Origin of the sequence: Salmonella sp. SSDFZ54 (assembly GCF_004010735.1) — a bacterium.
GTDB classification, from domain to species: domain Bacteria; phylum Pseudomonadota; class Gammaproteobacteria; order Enterobacterales; family Enterobacteriaceae; genus Salmonella; species Salmonella enterica.
This window is the reverse complement of sequence record NZ_CP034819.1, coordinates 2,440,751-2,459,108: the sequence shown is the minus strand read 5'-3', so window position 1 is coordinate 2,459,108 and position 18,358 is coordinate 2,440,751. Positions and strand designations below refer to the sequence as shown.

The window sequence follows — 18,358 nt, the reverse complement described above, 5'->3', positions numbered from 1 at the left end:
TTTTTCCTCGGAGACTAGTGCCCGCAGGCACTAGTATTAGTAGTAATCAATTATTTTGTAACAGGCACTGCCAGTATCCCCAGATAAGAGGAGATAATACCGACAATAAAGATAACCGCGATTACAGTATTAGGCTTCATTTTTCTATTTACCATTTTCAGGATACCTAGCGTTATCAATAATGGAATCAGCGATGGCAGCAATGTATTTAAAATATCCTGGAAGACTACCGTAACTCCGTTTAAGTTAATTGAGGCCGGAGTGATAATATTAACTCTGGATGCCGCCATACCACCAACCACCATCAGACCAATGAGTCCAAATGCGTCGGTTAATTTATCCATTAATCCTTTTTTCAGAATATCAAGGATAACGGTACGACCTTTACTGTATCCCAGAAAGAACATATTCAGGCTACAGAATATCATGATGAATTTATAGAAAACTTCAAACAGTATCGGACCCGCTATATTTCCCTGTATAGCAAGATTACAGGCAATGGCCGCCAGAATGGAATATACGATTGCTTGCAGAGTATCACCAATACCGGCTACCGGCCCCATTAAGCCTGAGCGTAGTGACGTAATGGCCTCTGGTGGTAGCTGGGCACCATTGGCCCGTTGTTCTTCCATTGCAACTGAAACACCGGTGATCACATGACCACAAAATGAAGGCTCGGTATTAAAAAAGTTAAGATACTTTTTTAACTCTTGTACTTGCCTGGCTTTGTCATTTGGATACAGTTTACGGATAACCGGCACCATGGCGCTGGTTTGTCCAAGAGCCTGTAAACGTTCATAGTTATAACAGGTTTCGGATGAATAGTTTAAAGCCCATGTTTTAAGCAACTCTTTACGGGTAAGCGTAGAGGTATTTGGAGTCTCGTTGGGCTGAGATTCATTTAGAGTCTGATATGTTGCCATTTTAATTTCTCCCTTATCCCTTCGTTGCAGAAACTTTTTGTTCAGCATTGATGTTCATAATCACCGCAGCGATAACCGCAAATACAGCAATTGCCATGATTCCCAGATTCAGATATGCAACCAGGAAGAAACCAAGAAAGAAGAATGGCATCAGACGTTTTTTACCGAGGAAAGAGACCAGCATTGCAATACCCAGCGCTGGCATAATACCGCCGATAACCTCAAATGCATTAACCAGGCTCTGCGGAATCATCGTCAGCATGTTCTTCATAAAATCCGCGCCAAAATAGACCATGCAGAATGCAGGAATACCGACCAGCACCATATTTACAAAAAAGGATGGGATATAGTTCATCATCCGCATACCGGTAATATTGCCGCGATCCAGCATCGCTTCTGCTTTGTGAACCCACAGGGCGTTAAAACTCATCGATGCCTGAAAAGTCAGGATCCCCAGCAGAGAAAATGGGACGGCAAATACCACTGCGGTTGAAGGCGCGGCACCACTTAAAATGGTCATCGCCGTACCAAAAACCGATGCTACCGGCAGGTTACCGGGCATCGTACCGCCCACTGTCATCCACCCGAGGTAGGCAAGGTTAATGTAGGCCGCGGCTTTCATCCCCTCGATAGGGGAACCAAGTGCAAGTGCGACAAGAAAACCCGATATAATTGGATAAAGCCACGAACGAGTCAGCAAATGGCTAACCCACCAATTGCTGAGAATAGCAATGAGGGCGACTAAAATAGCTGAGAGAAGCATAATATATTATCCTTTATATTTGTAGAGTATATTTGCGTTATTATGATCGTACTTATAAGTAAGGTATTAGCTCCATTGGGGCATCGCTGGGCAATACCTTTATATTAATTGGTACTCCTAACTGATTGATTTCTCTAAATGCCGCACGTTCAACGTCTGACGCTGCCAGATTACGATATAGTCGAGAGCGCTTTTCATTTACACCCATGCCACCAACGATTAATTCTTCAAAATTAACACCGCCTTGTAGTAGTGCCAGTACCGGAATCGGACTTTTTACAAGAATAATAATTTTGTCATCTTCGCCATCGTCTTTAACATTACTCAGCACGTCGATTGCCTGGGCAACATTAAAAATGTTCAGTGTCATATGGTTGGGTACAGCCATTTCCAGTACAGAAATCATAAAATCATCATGGACGAGCTCATCATCAATAATAATAATTTTAGTTGCATTGATATGTTTTACCCAGCCAGTCATTACCTGGCCGTGAATTAATCTGTCATCAATGCGAAGTAAGGATACAGTAGACATTTTCTGGCCTCTTGGTTTTACAATGGTTTAATTGAAGATTGTCCCACGGTGATGGCAATATCCACGAGGTGATCAAGCGATGTAGACTCCTGACGTTCAAGGAAAATATTAACAAGCATAGGAATATTTACACCTGCGACAACCCTGGTGTTTTTTCGTTGCTTAACAAAGTAAGTAGATGCATTAAACGGACTCCCTGAGAACATATCTACCACAAACAAAACTGGCATATCCCCGGGAACGGCATCCACCACACGTTTCATTTTTAAAATAAGACCTTCAACATTTTCTCCGGGCATAAAATCAAGCGTCCTAACGTCTTCATAACGCCCTACCAGCATTGCGACTGTTTCAATCAATTCGTTTGCCAGCTTTCCATGAGTTGCCACAATTACCGTACAATCCATTCTAATGCCCTCTTTATCTGTCTCTACTTTACCTGACTCATTTAATTGATGGTCTATGGCAAAAGATACTGCTACACGCTGTTCAGCATTATGCGTGCCAACTTTTTTATTTTTATATTTATCATATAGATACGAGTTAGTGTTTCACTGTGTATTTTGTGTATCACTTGGCTAGATGACAGTGTTTCGACAGTTTTGTATCACCTCATAACTGATTTGGTTGATAACAATAACGAAGAATCCTTTTAGGGTCAGAGAGTAGCGGGTCGTGGTGACATTTTTGCTGAAGGCTTACCGTATCAGCGTCGGCGGGGATGCGGGCTGCTGATGCAGAGCAGAACCGTTTACCAGTGGCAGAGCCGGAGTGATGATCGGGCGCTAACTGTAGTGGATAATTTTAGTCGGGAATGCCTGGCGAGCCATGCCGGAAAATCGTTAAAAGGCGAGGATGTGGTCAGAATAATGGAGGCACTGCGGGTGTCGGATAAGCGGGTGCCGGTACGAATCCAGACGATTAACAGCAGCGAGTTTATCTCAAAAAGTCTGGATAAATGGGCGTATGAACACGGCGTCACAATGGACTTCTCGCGCCCCGGAAAGCCGACAGATAACCCGTTTATTGAATCATTTAACGGCAGTCTGCGGGATGAATGCCTGAACATTCACTGGTTCCTGTCACTGGAAGATGCGCAGGAAAAACCCGACAACTGGCGCAGGGAATACAATCATGAGAGAACGCATTCATCATTAAATGACATGACTCCGGCTGAATTTATCCGAAGTCTCCGGAAAGACGAAGATCTCTGATTTAGCACTGTACTGATTTTGGGCCAGGGTCAAAAGCTTACTTAGCTACAGGGAGATTATTATCAGTAATAACGCGTATCACTCCATCTGACGGTTCGCTAGCCTCGACAAGTGAATCCAATATTTCCGCCATGAACTTTTCCATCACTGACAACAATAATCCCTTCGCCAATTTTGGCATTTTTTCTTTTTCGGTTTCTTTATTCTTAAATATTGTTTACGACTCTTGTTCATAATCATGAATTAATACTCAGCACATCATGACTGGTGGTAGTTGTCGGGGTAACAGGGCACATAGCTTAAAATACTTATTCATAGTTTGTTATTACGTAAACATTTTAACCTAATGCGTGTCAGTCAGGCACGCAGATAAAAAACAACCGGGGAGAAAAGTTAAACAAAATGCTGTTAGCCGGAAGTACCAGTATTGTTCTGTTGTCCGTTGCAGTCAGTCCGGTATGGACAGACGATAATGCCAGTACAGCGTCCTGCTTTTTTACCTGTATGTTGAATAACCATTGCAATAAATCATTATAGGATTACATCTGTTTATTATTGCCTGATCCGGAGTGAGTCTTTATGAAAAGTCGTTATTTAGTATTTTTTCTACCACTGATCGTAGCTAAATATACATCAGCAGAAACAGTGCAACCCTTTCATTCTCCTGAAGAATCAGTGAACAGTCAGTTCTACTTACCACCACCGCCAGGTAATGATGATCCGGCTTTCCGCTATGATAAGGAGGCTTATTTTAAGGGCTATGCGATAAAGGGTTCCCCACGATGGAAACAAGCTGCTGAGGATGCAGATGTAAGCGTGGAAAATATAGCCAGAATATTCTCGCCAGTAGTGGGTGCTAAAATTAATCCCAAAGATACGCCAGAAACCTGGAATATGTTACAGAATCTTCTGGAAATGGGCGGCTACTACGCTACTGCTTCGGCAAAAAAATATTATATGCGTACTCGTCCCTTTGTCTTATTTAATCATTCTACCTGCCGTCCTGAAGATGAGGATACTTTGAGAAAAGATGGCTCTTACCCTTCCGGGCATACTGCTTATGGTACACTTCTGGCATTAGTATTATCCCAGGCCAGACCGGAACGCGCGCAGGAGCTCGCCAGACGAGGATGGGAGTTCGGGCAAAGCAGAGTGATATGCGGTGCTCACTGGCAAAGCGATGTTGATGCTGGCCGTTATGTGGGAGCAGTAGAGTTTGCAAGGCTGCAAACAATCCCGGCTTTTCAGAAGTCACTGGCAAAAGTCCGTGAGGAGCTGAACGACAAAAATAATTTATTGAGTAAAGAAGAACGCCCCGAACTTAATTACTGAAGGTGAAAGTCTTCCCGCAAACTGGCCACAGCAAATGAAAGGAAGTGCAACTGCGTAGGGACGACCGGGCGTGAGACTGTAATTAAAATTGTGTAATTGCCTGTTTTTGATATGTTCACTCCAACAACAGAGACAGGCAATTATGGACGAAAAGAAACTTAAAGCCCTTGCGGCTGAAGTGGCTGAAGGCCTTAAAACCGAAGCCGATCTCCATGCTTTTTCCCGCATGTTGACGAAGCTTACCGTCGAAACAGTGCTCAATGCGGAGCTGGCTGACCACCCCGGGTATGAGAAAAATGCGCCCAAAACAGGCTCAAACACCCGCAATGACTACTCGTCAAAAACGGTGTTATGCAATAACAGCGAGATCGAACTGAACACGCCGCGTGACCGTGAAAATACCTTCGAACCACAGCTGATTAAGAAGCACCAGACGCGCATTACGCAGATGGACAGCCAGATTTTATCCCTCTGCGCCAAAGGCATGACTACCCGCGAAATCGTTGCCACCTTCAAAGAAATGTACGACTCCGATGTGTCGCCCACGCTGATATCTAAAGTCACCGACGCCGTAAAAGAGCAGGTCACTGAGTGGCAAAACCGACAAATGGATACGCTGTATCCCTTTGTTTATATGGACTGTATGTTGTCAAAGTTCATCAGAATGGCAGTGTGATAAACAAAGCAGTTTTCCCTGCGCTGGGGATCAATACCGAAGGTCAGAAAGCGTTGCCGGCATGTGGCTGTCCGGAAATGAAGGCACAAAGTTCTGGCTAAGCGTGCTGACGGAGCTGAAAAAGCGGGGCCTTCAGGACAGACATCCTGATTGCTTGTGTGGACGGTCTGAAGGGCTTCCCGGATGCGATAAACAGCGTCTTCCCGAAATATCCGCAAATCAGCAAAAGCTGGCGTGCGCACTGGGAAAACCTCAATACGCTCTTCAGTTATCCGCCGGATATCCGCAAGACCATCTACCATCTACACTACAAACGCAGTCGAATCCCTGAACAGCGTGATCCGTGCCACGATTAAGAAACGCAAAGTGTTCCCGACGGATGACTCGGTACGAAAAGTTATTTATCTGGCAATCAAGGATGCATCAAAAAAATGGAGTATGCCGATCCAGAACTGGCGACTGGCGATGGGCCGCTTTATTATCGAATTCGGTGACCGCCTGAGCAATCACCTTTAATATATTGGCAGTTATATAGAATTACTGACAGGCTCAAAAAAAGAGACCAGATTTCAGTCTCTTTTTTATCACTCATAATAATAGTCAGTTATTTTCTTTTATTTAGCTCTTCCATAAAATTTACCCAATTTTTATATTGATAATCAAGATTGCGAATCTCGTCTGAGATGGTTGATTGCTGCTGTATGAGACCACGTTTCTTTGCTATCAACTCTTGTAAACCATCATCGAGCACCTTCATTTTCGCTTTTATCTTCTCATTAATTTCATTATATTTTACGGAGTATTCTTCTTTATGTTTTTCTAATACAGCACGTTTCTCCGCCCTTATGTCATCAAAATCACTCAACCTGTAATTCTTTAATTTTTCCCGGCGAGCCTTCATTGCTGGGTCGAAAACTTCAGTATTGTACTTCTTCTCAAAATAATAAGGAGCATTTTCTTTATTAAAGAGTTCCAGCTCTTTATTCAAATCACGCTGAACAAAATAACGGCTTTGTGTTTTTCCATCTTCCCCTTTCCCCCAATACTCATCGATTTCTTTATTAATAACTAATATATTAGTTTTAATTTTTGCGATATCATTATTTAATTCGTTTAGTTTTGATTTCTTCCTGGCATATTCATCTTTAATTGCATTTATTTTATCATCAAAACCTGCTCCATCCATGATGATATATTTACCGTCAGTTTCAACATTAGGAATTGGATTGCCTTTTGGTGTTTCTGACATTTGTAATGAAGAAAATATTGTTTTCCATCCAGTATCTTTATTACCAAGACTGTTCAAAGTTGCTGAGAATTTAATATCTTTGCCTTTATCCCACGATTTTTGAACAACAATATAATCAGTTAACGAGGCAACTGGCGTATACAGATCGTAGCCAGTAGAAAGTAAGCCATCAGCAGCATATGTTCTCTTATTTCCATCAACCGATGTTTCCTTGATATCAATTGAATCAAGGATAAGACGCCCATGAAATTGATTACTAAATTGTTCTTTCAAGACTTTCTCTGTAGGGGTGTTATCGTCACCGCATCAGCTAATTAATAGCGAAACCAATAAACCACACAAAAATTTTCCATTCATAACATTCATCCCAGAAATTAATAATATGCAATAAAATCATTTCAGCATCACACAACGAGTTAGCAAATTCAATATTTAATGATGTGTTATTTTCATTATAATACTGTGTCTTTATTTTTAAACCACCAGGACTCGCTATCTTAATGAAAGACAATACCTCTAATAAATCAGATAGTTGGAAAGTAATTTTTTAATGGGCTGGCTGAAGCCATTAAAATGATTTTTTCAATCATCCTTACTGTAGCCGGAGGTAAAGCTGTTACTTCAACTGACGATGAAGAACAACAGGCAGACTACAGAAATGGACTGATCCTACCCGCGTAATATGGACACAACCCTAAGCAAGGTTCTGGTTTTCAAATTGTTCCGGACTGAGACTGCCACAGGCACTGTGACGACGCCATTGATTGTAATCACACTCGATATCATTAAACACTGCTGTCCGCATTATTTCCCAGCTGGCAAAGTCCTCTCCGTGGATACGTTCCACCTTCAGCGTGTGAAAGAAGCTTTCTGCACAGGCATTGTCATAACAACAGCCTCTGGCGCTCATACTCCCCCGCAGATTATGTCGTTTCAGTAAGCTCTGCTAATCCATTGAATAGTACTGACCACCTCTGTCTGTATGCACGCTGACTTTTCCCAGTCGTTTACGCCGCCATTGCACCATCTGTAACGCATCTCAGGCTGGCCGCCACGGTTTTTATGTTATACATCCGTCAGGCGTGGCGCACCATAGCGCTGTTTGCGTCACTGAATGCCTCCCGGACGACGTTATCACAGACAAGGCGGAACTGCTGACGCTGGTTTATCTGATGACGACGCTGATGCCAGACGTACCAGCCACTACGGGCAACCTGAAGTACACGGCACATGGCTTTGATACTGAATTCAGCCTGATGTTTTTCGATGAAGACATACTTCATTTCAGGCGCTTCGCGAAGTATGTCGCGGCCTTCTGGAGAATGGCCAGTTCCTCATCCCCTTCTGCCAGTGGACGTTTTAGATGGGCGATCTCTGCGGGCATCGCCTGTTCGCGGTCAGAAGAAGAGAGCTGATTTTGCTGTTTGCTTCGTCAGTTATAGAGTTGTGATTCATACAGGTTAAGCTCGCGGACGGTAGCGGCCACCCCAATGCGTTCAGCCAGTTTCAGGGCTTCCTGACGAAATTCAGGCGTGTGCTGCTTGCGTGGCTTTTTGGTGGTTGATGCTGGTTTTTTCATATGAGTCACCTCTTGCTTGAGAGTTTACTCACTTAGTCACGTGACCACTATTGCTGGGTAAGATCAAAGATCCTCAATAACGTGTTACACCGTTTTTCATAAAGCCAACCATACGATTGAATGCTTCCCCTCCCCCTCAAACTTCCGGATATCGCTACACCGTCTATCCGCCGCAGTATATATTTACCGCGTTGTATGCCTTTCCTGGCCGAGAGCGTTAATATTTACCTCCAGGATAAACCTTATCACAAATTAACATCAGATCTTATACCTTATGCTAACTACCTCCATGAAATTAAAGAGCTATTCTCTAAAAGATTAAAGGCAATTATTACTTAATTCAAATTTTAAAGAGATAATTTGATAATAACATGAGCCAATTCTTGTAAATTTCCATCTTTTTTTTATACGCGACATAGTTTTTTAACGATACTATAATATGTAGAAATGCAATATAAAATAGCATTTTCCATAGAAAATGAAAAGATCGCCACCTGATACCTTAAGTTCGCAAATAATTATATAGCTATATATTAGTTTTTTTGAAATATTTTTCAGAATAATTTTTGATATACACGCACATTTAATAAAAGGAAATTATCATGCTAAAAGTATTTAATCCCTCACCTGTCCAGGTGGGGAGCATTGAATGTTTACAATCAGCGCAAAACTGGCAGAGGAAATCCTTATCACTCCAGGGATTAAATTTACTGCAGTCCGTACTCATCAAGCTCACCACGGGTAAAATTTCAATTTCGACATCGTCCGGGGAGTATATTACGGCATCAGGGCCAATGTTAATATTTTTAGCTAAAGATCAAACTATTCATATCACTATGGAAGAGACTCATGAACAGTTAAATTATAATTTAATTGAATTAGATTCAGCGTCAATAAAAAATGCTTATAATTTTTTTCTGTATGAACATGCAGACTTTTCGGCCCCATTAACAAAACCGATGACAAAACATCTGTTAGCGCCAATAGAAACAGGCGTAGCAAGAGTATTCAACCTCTTACACTCTTCAAATAAAAGCCAAAAACTATCCCAAGATAAAAAGGAATATTTAATAAGATTTCTACTTTCAGAGTTCATCTATGAACCCGAAGCATTTGCTCTCTTCAGAGAACTATCGCAAAATACATTAGCCGAAAACATTTATAATATTATTATAAGCGACATAAGTCGAAAATGGGCACTCAAGGATATTTCTGACTCACTCTATATGAGTTGTTCCACATTAAAAAGGAAATTGAAACAAGAGAACACCTCATTCAGCGAAGTTTACCTTAATGCGCGAATGAATAAAGCGACAAAACTTCTACGCAATAGTGAATATAATATTACCCGAGTGGCTTATATGTGTGGTTATGATAGTGCTTCTTATTTTACATGCGTTTTTAAAAAACACTTCAAAACTACACCATCGGAATTTTTAGCGTTTTTATCTTCCTCTCGTCATCAATATGTTAATTGAGATATCTGACAATGCAGTATAAGAACAAAGCAAAACATATTAATATAAGAGATGGGATTCTATTGCTCGCTAAAAAATTCGATCTAACGTTGAGCGAGAAAAAAGTTATTTATTACGTGGCAGCAGGATTATCTGTTAAAAGTTGCTCAAATTTATTAGATCGAAATATAAAAACGATTTCAACACAAAAGAGATCAGCCTATAAAAAAATGGATATTACTACTGATGTTGAATTAATCCATTTGATGCTGAATGAGTTTTACATATCAGTCGATATTACGTAATTTTTTCTAAAATGTTGCCAGAGTGGTAGGCAAGGCAATTCTGGATATCATCTTCAGAGATCGGTGTGATATCAACATTGTATAATTTAACTGATCCCGTATAGCAATGACTGGAATTTGATAGTGCTTTGATTAAAGAAAATTTACCTGAACCTGATGTACCGATAATACCCATAAAATCTCCGGGAACAGCAATGAATGAAAGCTGTTCAATCAGTGTTCGTTCCGCAAACGCTATGGGTAATTCTTCGCTGTCTATCGGCTGGCTGACGATAGACTCTACACCGCCAGTACGTTCCATGGAGGATAATAGTGATATCGGCGCCGGAGGCGATAATATCACTAACATCAATACATCAATCTTTATCGGCTCCTCAGAAGCTCACGCAACAATTAAGCTGACTATTGATACACAACCGTCCGCCGAACCAACGTTGGGATCGACTGTTAACAGTCTGGATAACACCGTCACCCTTAAGGGAGTCGTGGAGGCGCATCAGGATATTCAGGTGAAGGTCACGGTCAACGATACGGACTATACCGCCAGTGAAACATTTACAGGCACATCGCCGACGGAAAACCCGGTTAACAAGAGTTCCGGCGTAGATGAAATGATTTCGCTTAGCGAGGCGACATGGCATTCGGTAAGTGTTGATGAAGAATATTATGCCTGATAACTAAACATCACCCTGCGAGGTCTCTTCGAAGGCCTCCTGAAAAAAACAGAGTAATATTTATTGTCTGTTAATTATTACAGGGAGAGTTAATTTATAAAAAAAAGCGGCAGACTACGCTGCCGCAAATATGAGGAGGACAATTACCGTTACGCTACACCACAAAGTAATCCGTTACTGAGGTAAGTAAAACATAAATATCCCCAACAATGAATCAACGAATCAAGCAATCGTCAAATCATGGTATTAATAACCTTGTTCTGTTTTAGCATACTGTGACAGTAAAAATAGATTTTAGTCATTCTGTATATCACACGAAAATTTATAAAACAGATTTGGTTCACTCACAATATACAAATTATTTTCATTATCCATGGCTATCCCTTCTGGTTGGGGGATATCGTCTCTGAGCCCTGACCACTCCGCCGTCAGGAACAATCGATCGCGCACCCGCCACTCGGAACTGACCTCCAGAATCATTTTTGACTCGTCCGACAACACCAGCAGCGAATCCGTTGGGGCATGGTATTCAAGTCCGGAAACATCGCTCACACTTGCAGTGATGGCAGAAGGCAACGCTCTGGTGATACCATTTTTGCTCATCTCTACTTCTTTGATCATTATGGGTTTTCTTTCTTTTGCGGCATATAATCTCTCATTTTTCGCATCCCATGCCGTACCTTCCAGCCCTTTATTTTTTGCTTTGTCATAGCCCTCAAGCTTCACCATGGAGATTATCTGCATGGTGCCGCGCTGAATATCCACCTGTGTTTTATAGACCGCGCCATCTTTCTCACTGCCTATCTGGAACTGGTTGCCCCCACTCCATGCAATAGACTCCGGGTCGTGGATGCCCTGCAGCGGCATCCGCCCTACCAGCTGCCCTTCTGTCGTTAACCAGACCAGTTCAGGGGGATTATTAATAACGGCGAAAAGCATCCTGTCTTCGGCGGAGTAGGTCAAACCTGAAAGGTTACTCTTAACTCCTGCGACTGGTTTTTGCTGAATAACCGCTTTATAGCTACTCAGTGCCAGCGCCGAGGGTTTATCACCATATTTGAGGATCAGTTGATAAACATAGCGTATATCGTCCCTGACCATAAATAAAATCACGCCCAAGAGTACAACCACAATAACGCGTTTTAGTAATCTCATAAAAAATCCATAGCAGATCGCGCCACGACTGATGTCGTAACGCATTTCTTAAAAATAAAGCCGATGTCCGATAGAATCGTTATTCGGTTATGGCGAGCGCCATTAGCATAGGCAAAATGAAATAGTGAGGGTTATCACAAAAAGCCCGATTTTAATCACTAACGTACCCTTTTTGTAAATTGACATAATCAAGAGGAGGGTAGTTTCGGCTAATTATTTAAATAGTACGTCTGCAAATTCGCCCCTGTATGCAGGGCAAATGACAAAAAGTGATAATTAATGAGATGTAACACCGCAATCTGATCTGCTATTGCTGCTCCCACTTCTATTCAACCGGGCAGCAAAAAAATGAAACTCAACCTTATTACCGTCAGCCTGGCTACGCTCGTTGCCGCTGGCGCATTCCCGGCCCATGCCGGTCCTCAGGCACATGTCGTGTGCGGCTATCACCACACGCTGGGCGATGACGCGATTATGATGTTTGGTAAAGCGAATCAGGCGATGTGGCATGACTTTTTTGGCAACACCCACACCGACGCGGTCTCTACCTACCAGACGTTGCGCGCGCAACCCGATACCACCTGTGATAATAAAGCCGATAGCTCCGCTTACTGGGCGCCATCCATGAAATTACCCGATGGTGAAATCGTAAATCCGGCCTACCAAAAGACCTATTATCAATCCACAAATGTAGCGCAATATCCGCTCCATCCATTCCCGGCCGGGCTGGAGTTACTGGCAGGCGATCATCACGGTACTGGCCCCAGTTCCGCAATCACCTTTTTATGTGCCAACGGCAAAGGTTACACCAACAAGGTAGGCGAAATATGCGGCCTGCGTAAAGCGGGCGATGCCGTCCAGTTTAATATCGGGATCGCTTTCCCCAACTGTTGGGATGGCGTCAACCTGAAACCGACCCATAGTCACAATAACGCTATCTATGCCGACCACGGGAAATGTTCCGCAGACTATCCGGTAAAAATCCCGACGGTTAATATGAACATCGCCTGGGTACTCCCGCAGATCTCCTCGCTGGATACGTCTAAAGTGGAATTGTCGATGGACCCGGTAATGCATGGCGAAACCCGGGAAGAGCGCTGGGGAAGTCTTTATACCGCCCATGCCGATTTTATGAATGGCTGGACGGAAGATGGCGCGCAGTTTATGACGGATCTGTGTATGAATCAGGGACTGGATTGCGGCACTACGGTTCCTTACGCCTACAGTAAAGCGGAAGAAAATACCTGGGTAAGCAGCGAAGACGACAAGCCTCATGCCAGCGTCGATACCTTGTACGTACAGGATGACTGGACAAATGGCGGACGCACGCAGCACCCGGAAACGCTCACGCTGGTGAAATTTAAGATCCCGCCCCTGCCTGCCAATATGGACGCTTCGCTATTCAAATACCGTATTCGCCTTTTTGGCGGCAAAACGGAAGCGAACGGCGCCGATCAAATTTTCTTTTACCCGACCAGCAGTGACTGGCACGTCAGTACCGTGTCCTGGAACAATAAACCGGCGATCAACTACCGTTCCGATGCCGTGTTATATCTGGACCATTCACATGAGTATCGCATGGTTGATGTCGATAAAGCGGTGCGCAAAGCGCTGGCGGAAGGGAAAACGGAAATATCCTGGTATATCGGCGGCGACCGTCAGGGAAATCACTACGATTTCATGCCAGCGGACTCAAAACAGAGCCTGGTGCTGATGCTGACCGGTTTCAAAAAGACGCCGGAGCTGTAATAGTAAACTGTGCCCGCTGACGCAACAGCGGGCACGATGGCGGCACAAGTATTACGGCACGCCATCAAAACCCGACCAATACCTCAGAAAAACAACCGTTTATTCTCAGGCTGTAGTCCCTGTTGCTGCTGAACATCCTGCAGATAACAGGTCGCTACGACGGCAAGCCGGGCATAGAAGGCGCTAACGGTATTGCGTTGCAGCAATTCCAGATAGCGGAATCCCCAGGGCAGCAGATGCGCCTCCAGTAACCGGTTGGCCGCCACGTTGTCGCCTCGTGCCAGCAGATCGCTACAGGCCAATAGCATCAGGCCAAACTGATCTTCCGGCTCGCGTTCACGGTCAGTGAATACCATTCCCTGCGACTGTAAAAAAGCTCGATAATCGGCGGTGGTTTCCCCCATCAGCAAATTATCTTTTTCCAGATAGACCGATCCCCAGGGCGGGACGGGCATCTTTCCCTGGCCTTCAAACAACACAGAAAATTGCCATGTAAGCGCATCATCATCCGGTAGCGACCATGACGCACACAGTGATTCAATATGTCCGCGATCGCGCCAGGGGTAAAGCTCAGGCAACGTTGGCAAACAATCGAACAACGCTTTCACCTCCGGCCTCTCAGGGGAGTAGTAAAACAGTGCGCCGAGGATACGCGGCAAAACAGCACGGGAAAGCATAGCAATAGCTCCTGAAATATTTCGCCTGATGACGCTACGCTTATCAGGCTTACATGGCATAAGCCGGGCAAAAACTACATTGGCAGCGTCCACAGATTGTAAAACGCAATCCTACCCGCCAACTCCGCCGCGATAACTACCCCTGCCGTCATGGCCAGCACCGCAGCGCTCGATTTCAGGCGCGCGCAGACCACCACCCCGACCACACCCGCCGCCAGCAATATCGCCTGGGCGGTAAACCAGCTATGTTGCGCGGCGGTCAGAGCGCTATCGGCGCTCATCAGCGTCGCCATATAGCCCGGGCGCAGACAAAAGCTCACCAAAATCGCCAACACGCTGACCAGTAGCCCCAGACGGCGCACGCCAAACAATGCCGCCAACGCGCCGCCGCCAATCAACGGCGTCAATATCATCATTGCCGTGGTGTAAGATGAACGCCAGGTCGCCACCGTCGGCAGTTGGTAAATCTGCGGAACGGCGTATAAGAAGACTACTCCGACTATCGCCGCCAACCAGACCAACGCGTTACACAGCGGCGTCGCCCGGTTCAGCAACAAACCGAGCGCCCCCAGCCCGCCGAGCGCCGCAAAAGCCGCCGACAAGACAATCTCGTTACTCATCGGCGAATGTCCGACGCGCAGCAGCATATTCAGCGCACGCAGCGGTTGCCCGACGTGGAAGGTGCCGACAATGACGCCCAGCCCAAACAGGCACATCACCGAGAACAGACCAATAGCCTTACGCCGCGGCGCGACCAGCCCCATTGCGCCGCCAATCAGCAGCAGAATAAACGCGCCGACCGCGCTCTGGGTAAAGACCGTAAAAAAGACCAGCGGTAACTCATGCATGGCGCACCTCCCGAATGTTCATGATTGCGCCTTCCGTATCGCCTGTGGGTCTCGCTTTCGGATGCGGTTTAATAATGAGGTTAGGATGGGTGAACGACGCCGAAGGCAGCGGCGCAATTTGATTCTCCGTGCCATATTTTGCCCGTAATTCATCGACAGGGCCAAAATCCAGCGCTCGCTCCGGGCAAGAATCCACACAAATAGGGCGCAGATTGTTCCCCAGTCGGTCAAGACAACCGTCGCATTTACGCATCACGTTCGCCTGCGTATCAAACTGCGGCGCGCCGTAGGGGCAGCGCATTTCACAATAACGACAGCCGACGCATACGCTGTCATCCACCACGACCAGACCATCTTCTTTGCGTTTATGCATCGCCCCGGTCGGACAGCCGGAGACACATACCGGCTCATCGCAATGGTTACAAGCAATAGAGAGGTAGTAGGTAAAGGTGTCGTGATGCCAGCTTTCCCCCTCTTTCACCCAGCTTCCGCCGCCATATTCATAGACGCGGCGCAGTTTCGGACCGACATCCAGATCTTTATTATCCTTGCAGCTTACCTGGCAGGTTTTACAGCCTGAACAGCGCGAGGAGTCAACATAAAAGCCATACTGTTTCATCGTACATCACTCCTTAAGCGCGTTTAATTTCAACCAGATTGGTATGCTGCGGATTGCCTTTCGCCAGCGGCGAAGGATGGTGGCTGGTCAGCGTATTGATACAGCCGCCGACATCAACGCCGTTGCCGTCAAGCCGCGTCCACGCGCCCTGCGGCATCGCCGCCACGCCGGGTAAAATGCGCTGGGTCACTTTACAGGGAAGCTCCACCACGCCGCGGTCATTGAATACATGCACCCGATCGCCGGACTTCAATTGGCGGGCGCTGGCGTCAATCGGGTTAATCCAGACTTCATCCGGCACCGCCTCATGCAGCATCAGCACATTGCTGTAGGTCGAGTGGGTATGCCCTTTGGTATGGAAGCCGCTTAACTGCAACGGATACTTCGCCGTCAGCGTTTTGTTAAGGTGCGACTCTTTCGCCGGACAAAATTCCGGCAATGCGGGAATTCGCTCGCCTTCTGGCAACGTCCACGCTTGCGCCAGATCCGCCAGCGCCTGGGAGTAAATTTCAATTTTGCCCGACGGTGTGGAGAGTGGATTAGCCTCGGCGTCGGCGCGGAAATCGGCAAACGCAAGGCTCTGCTGCTCGGTAGCGATACGCTGGTCAATCACGCCCACCTCTTTCGCCACGCTCCACTCCGGCAGGTATGGACGTTTTTCACGGATCTGCTGATAGTGCATCTCCGCCCACTGCGCCTGAGTTCGGCCCTCGGTATATTGCTCGCGCAGTCCAAGATGCCCGGCGATATCCGCGCAGATGTCATACGTGCTGCGCACTTCCCACATCGGTTTAACGGTTTTCTGAATCGCAATCATATAGTTATGCGATCCCGCCGCATAGGAGCTGTCCACCAGGTCTTCCGCCTCAAGATAGCTGGTCTCCGGCAACAGCAGATCCGCATACATCGCGCTGGGCGTCATATGGTTTTCAATCACGATAATGGTTTCACACAGCGATTCATCCGCGAGAATTTGTCGGGTGCGGTTCGTTTCGCCGTGCTGATTCAGCAAGGTATTACCGGCCTGGTTGAAAAACAGCTTAATCCCGGTTTTTAGCCTGTCCGCGCCTTTCACACCCATTGTCGTCGCGGTCATTTTCTCCGGATGCTGAATGGCATCCGTCCACAGATAGCAAGGAATAGAGGTTGTGATCGGATTCTTACCGACGGGCAACAATGGCACGCCATACGGCGTACCGTAAGGCCAGTTGCCATTGTTGGTGCCGGGCCGCCCGAAGTGGCCGGTTAACGCTGGCAGCGTCTGAATAGCACGCACGGTTTGTTCGCCGTTGGCATGACGCTGCGGCCCCCAGCCCTGGCAAATATAGCAGGCGCGCGCCGAGGCGATTTCGCGCGCCAGTTGGCGAATACGCGTTGCCGGAATTCCGGTGATATCCGCCGCCCATTCCGGGGTTTTCGCGATACCGTCATCGCCCGTGCCAAGAACATAATCTTTATAGCTGGCGTTAGGCGCAGCCGTGTCCGGCAAGGTGCTACGGTCATAGCCGACGCAATAGCGGTTTACCAGCGCCTCGTCGAGAAGCTGTTCGGTAATCAGCGTATGCGCTATGCCGGCGACTAACGCAGCGTCCGTGGTTGGGCGAATCGGTAGCCATTCGGCGTGTTCGGTAATCACCGAATCGGTATAGCGCGGATCGATAATAATGACCCGGGCTTTTGAGGCTTCCAGCGCCCGGCGCAGCTCTTCAACCTGACCGCCGCCGGACATCCGCGTTTCTGAGAGATTCAGGCCAAATAGCACCACCAGATCGGAATGCGCGATCTGCGTAAAATGGCTACCGACATAGGTACCATGCATATAGGGCGTTGCCGTCGCGATTTGCGCGGTCGAGTAGGTATTATGGTAATTTAAATAGCCGCCGGTGAGATTTAACAATCGCTTCCATGCGGGCGATCCCTGCGTATGATAATATGCCCCGGATTGATAATTATAATAAATAGCTTCCCGGCCATATTGTTCGCTAACACGCGTTAATTCCGCCGCAATAAAGGCCGTAGCCTCATCCCATGAAATACGTTTAAATTTTCCTTCGCCGCGTTTTCCCACTCTTTTCATCGGATACTTAATGCGATCCGGGCTATAGACGCGCCAGCGACTGGAACGCCCACGCAGGCAGGGACGAATCTGATGCTCGCCGAATACCGCATCATCTTTCGCGTCTTCCGGCTCAATACGCACAATGCGATCATTTTTCACGATAACCTTAAGCGGGCATCGACTGCCACAGTTGACCAGACAGGCGCTGTGCCTGACGGTTTCGCCGTTGGCATCCTTCGGTATCGGGGTATCCTGCGCCTGGGCAGTGGTAGCAAAAGGCAGCGTAATCGCCTGGCTTAGCGTCACCGCCGCCCCTACTTTTGCAGTAGCGACAATAGCATCACGTCGGGTTATGGTTGTGTTCAGCCATTTTTTTATTTCCATTTTTTATTTCTCACATTGCTTCCATAATTATTAATAATATGTAATGAAAACTAATCATAATAGATTAAATATTTGTGCTGATTGATTGTGATCAAACGCATTCTGAACGTCAGTAAAAATAAAATGTGATACCGCATACGTTATTATAAAAATTAATGAA

16 protein-coding genes and 6 pseudogenes are annotated in these 18,358 nt (G+C 46.1%); 10 read left to right on the top strand and 12 right to left on the bottom strand.

Features of this window, described 5'->3' with window-relative positions; genetic code table 11:
• Window positions 1–50 precede the first annotated feature (50 nt).
• The 4 genes from EOS97_RS12185 to EOS97_RS12170 are packed head-to-tail and all read right to left on the bottom strand — an operon-like array spanning window position 51 to window position 2,628.
• Entirely contained in the window at window positions 51–923 is an 873-nt protein-coding gene (locus tag EOS97_RS12185) for a PTS system mannose/fructose/sorbose family transporter subunit IID (RefSeq protein WP_000257248.1), read from the bottom strand.
• A 13-nt stretch (window positions 924–936) separates the two neighbouring features.
• Window positions 937–1,686 (bottom strand): PTS sugar transporter subunit IIC, encoded by a 750-nt coding sequence (locus EOS97_RS12180; RefSeq protein WP_001747728.1) that lies wholly within the window; start codon window positions 1,684–1,686, stop codon window positions 937–939.
• A 52-nt stretch (window positions 1,687–1,738) separates the two neighbouring features.
• Window positions 1,739–2,221, bottom strand: a complete 483-nt coding sequence (locus tag EOS97_RS12175; RefSeq protein ID WP_000108907.1) for a PTS sugar transporter subunit IIB — start codon at window positions 2,219–2,221, stop codon at window positions 1,739–1,741.
• 17 nt (window positions 2,222–2,238) lie between these two features.
• A complete protein-coding gene (locus EOS97_RS12170) occupies window positions 2,239–2,628 on the bottom strand; it encodes a PTS sugar transporter subunit IIA (RefSeq protein ID WP_001639590.1) in 390 nt (129 codons plus the stop codon).
• A gap of 268 nt (window positions 2,629–2,896) precedes the next feature.
• On the opposite strand from EOS97_RS12170, the pseudogene EOS97_RS12165 reads away from it, so the two are divergent.
• From EOS97_RS12165 to EOS97_RS12155, 4 genes and pseudogenes are all read left to right on the top strand, one after another.
• Window positions 2,897–3,435, top strand: a pseudogene (locus tag EOS97_RS12165) (integrase core domain-containing protein); the annotation flags it as partial.
• A 402-nt stretch (window positions 3,436–3,837) separates the two neighbouring features.
• A pseudogene (locus EOS97_RS27205) lies at window positions 3,838–3,924 on the top strand (porin family protein); the annotation flags it as partial.
• 90 nt (window positions 3,925–4,014) lie between these two features.
• Window positions 4,015–4,767 (top strand): non-specific acid phosphatase, encoded by a 753-nt coding sequence (locus EOS97_RS12160; RefSeq protein WP_000842429.1) that lies wholly within the window; start codon window positions 4,015–4,017, stop codon window positions 4,765–4,767.
• Between the two features lie 142 nt (window positions 4,768–4,909).
• Window positions 4,910–5,959 (top strand): annotated as a pseudogene (locus tag EOS97_RS12155) (IS256 family transposase).
• A gap of 88 nt (window positions 5,960–6,047) precedes the next feature.
• On the opposite strand, the gene EOS97_RS12150 reads toward EOS97_RS12155, so the two are convergent.
• Both EOS97_RS12150 and EOS97_RS12140 read right to left on the bottom strand, forming a co-directional pair.
• Window positions 6,048–6,965 (bottom strand): DUF1202 family protein, encoded by a 918-nt coding sequence (locus EOS97_RS12150; protein ID WP_000662910.1) that lies wholly within the window; start codon window positions 6,963–6,965, stop codon window positions 6,048–6,050.
• Window positions 6,966–7,386: 421 nt separating this feature from the next.
• Window positions 7,387–8,271: pseudogene (locus EOS97_RS12140) on the bottom strand (IS3 family transposase).
• Window positions 8,272–8,387: 116 nt separating this feature from the next.
• Here EOS97_RS12140 and EOS97_RS27200 point away from each other — a divergent pair.
• From EOS97_RS27200 to rtsB, 3 genes and pseudogenes are all read left to right on the top strand, one after another.
• A pseudogene (locus EOS97_RS27200) lies at window positions 8,388–8,610 on the top strand (hypothetical protein).
• A gap of 263 nt (window positions 8,611–8,873) precedes the next feature.
• Window positions 8,874–9,749: an AraC family transcriptional regulator gene (locus EOS97_RS12130; RefSeq protein ID WP_000921669.1), complete on the top strand. Its 876-nt coding sequence runs from the start codon at window positions 8,874–8,876 to the stop codon at window positions 9,747–9,749.
• The gene (rtsB, locus tag EOS97_RS12125; protein WP_001269916.1) at window positions 9,746–10,033 is read left to right on the top strand and encodes a transcriptional regulator RtsB; all 288 of its coding nucleotides are present in this window, start codon (window positions 9,746–9,748) and stop codon (window positions 10,031–10,033) included. The genes EOS97_RS12130 and rtsB overlap by 4 nt, the downstream gene beginning before the upstream one ends.
• Here rtsB and EOS97_RS26925 read toward each other — a convergent pair.
• Window positions 10,026–10,208 (bottom strand): ATP-binding cassette domain-containing protein, encoded by a 183-nt coding sequence (locus tag EOS97_RS26925; RefSeq protein ID WP_000511355.1) that lies wholly within the window; start codon window positions 10,206–10,208, stop codon window positions 10,026–10,028. The two genes, rtsB and EOS97_RS26925, sit on opposite strands and share 8 nt — an antisense overlap.
• Before the next feature lie 19 nt (window positions 10,209–10,227).
• Between EOS97_RS26925 and EOS97_RS12115 the strand changes: the two are divergent.
• Both EOS97_RS12115 and EOS97_RS12110 read left to right on the top strand, forming a co-directional pair.
• Window positions 10,228–10,430: pseudogene (locus EOS97_RS12115) on the top strand (hypothetical protein).
• 7 nt (window positions 10,431–10,437) lie between these two features.
• On the top strand, window positions 10,438–10,707 hold the full coding sequence (locus EOS97_RS12110; RefSeq protein ID WP_071785883.1) for a hypothetical protein: 270 nt from the start codon (window positions 10,438–10,440) through the stop codon (window positions 10,705–10,707).
• Between the two features lie 294 nt (window positions 10,708–11,001).
• Here EOS97_RS12110 and EOS97_RS12105 read toward each other — a convergent pair whose 3' ends face one another.
• Window positions 11,002–11,907, bottom strand: coding sequence for an SdiA-regulated domain-containing protein (locus EOS97_RS12105; RefSeq protein ID WP_001268207.1), 906 nt, complete (start codon window positions 11,905–11,907; stop codon window positions 11,002–11,004).
• 303 nt (window positions 11,908–12,210) lie between these two features.
• Here EOS97_RS12105 and EOS97_RS12100 point away from each other — a divergent pair, with 303 nt between their 5' ends.
• Window positions 12,211–13,611 carry a DUF1996 domain-containing protein gene (locus EOS97_RS12100; protein ID WP_000773783.1) on the top strand — a complete coding sequence of 467 codons (1,401 nt, stop codon included), beginning with the start codon at window positions 12,211–12,213 and terminating at the stop codon, window positions 13,609–13,611.
• An 83-nt stretch (window positions 13,612–13,694) separates the two neighbouring features.
• On the opposite strand, the gene EOS97_RS12095 is transcribed toward EOS97_RS12100, so the two are convergent.
• The 4 genes from EOS97_RS12095 to EOS97_RS12080 all read right to left on the bottom strand — a co-directional run bounded on the left by EOS97_RS12095 (window position 13,695) and on the right by EOS97_RS12080 (window position 18,198).
• A complete protein-coding gene (locus tag EOS97_RS12095) occupies window positions 13,695–14,288 on the bottom strand; it encodes a molecular chaperone (protein ID WP_001621697.1) in 594 nt (197 codons plus the stop codon).
• A 74-nt stretch (window positions 14,289–14,362) separates the two neighbouring features.
• Window positions 14,363–15,136, bottom strand: a complete 774-nt coding sequence (locus EOS97_RS12090; RefSeq protein WP_000544928.1) for a DmsC/YnfH family molybdoenzyme membrane anchor subunit — start codon at window positions 15,134–15,136, stop codon at window positions 14,363–14,365.
• The gene (locus EOS97_RS12085; protein ID WP_127836153.1) at window positions 15,129–15,755 is read right to left on the bottom strand and encodes a DMSO/selenate family reductase complex B subunit; all 627 of its coding nucleotides are present in this window, start codon (window positions 15,753–15,755) and stop codon (window positions 15,129–15,131) included. Before EOS97_RS12085 ends, EOS97_RS12090 begins: the two co-directional genes overlap by 8 nt.
• A gap of 13 nt (window positions 15,756–15,768) precedes the next feature.
• Complete coding sequence (locus EOS97_RS12080) at window positions 15,769–18,198, bottom strand: DMSO/selenate family reductase complex A subunit (RefSeq protein ID WP_000403487.1); 2,430 nt, start codon at window positions 18,196–18,198, stop codon at window positions 15,769–15,771.
• Window positions 18,199–18,358: the final 160 nt, after the last annotated feature.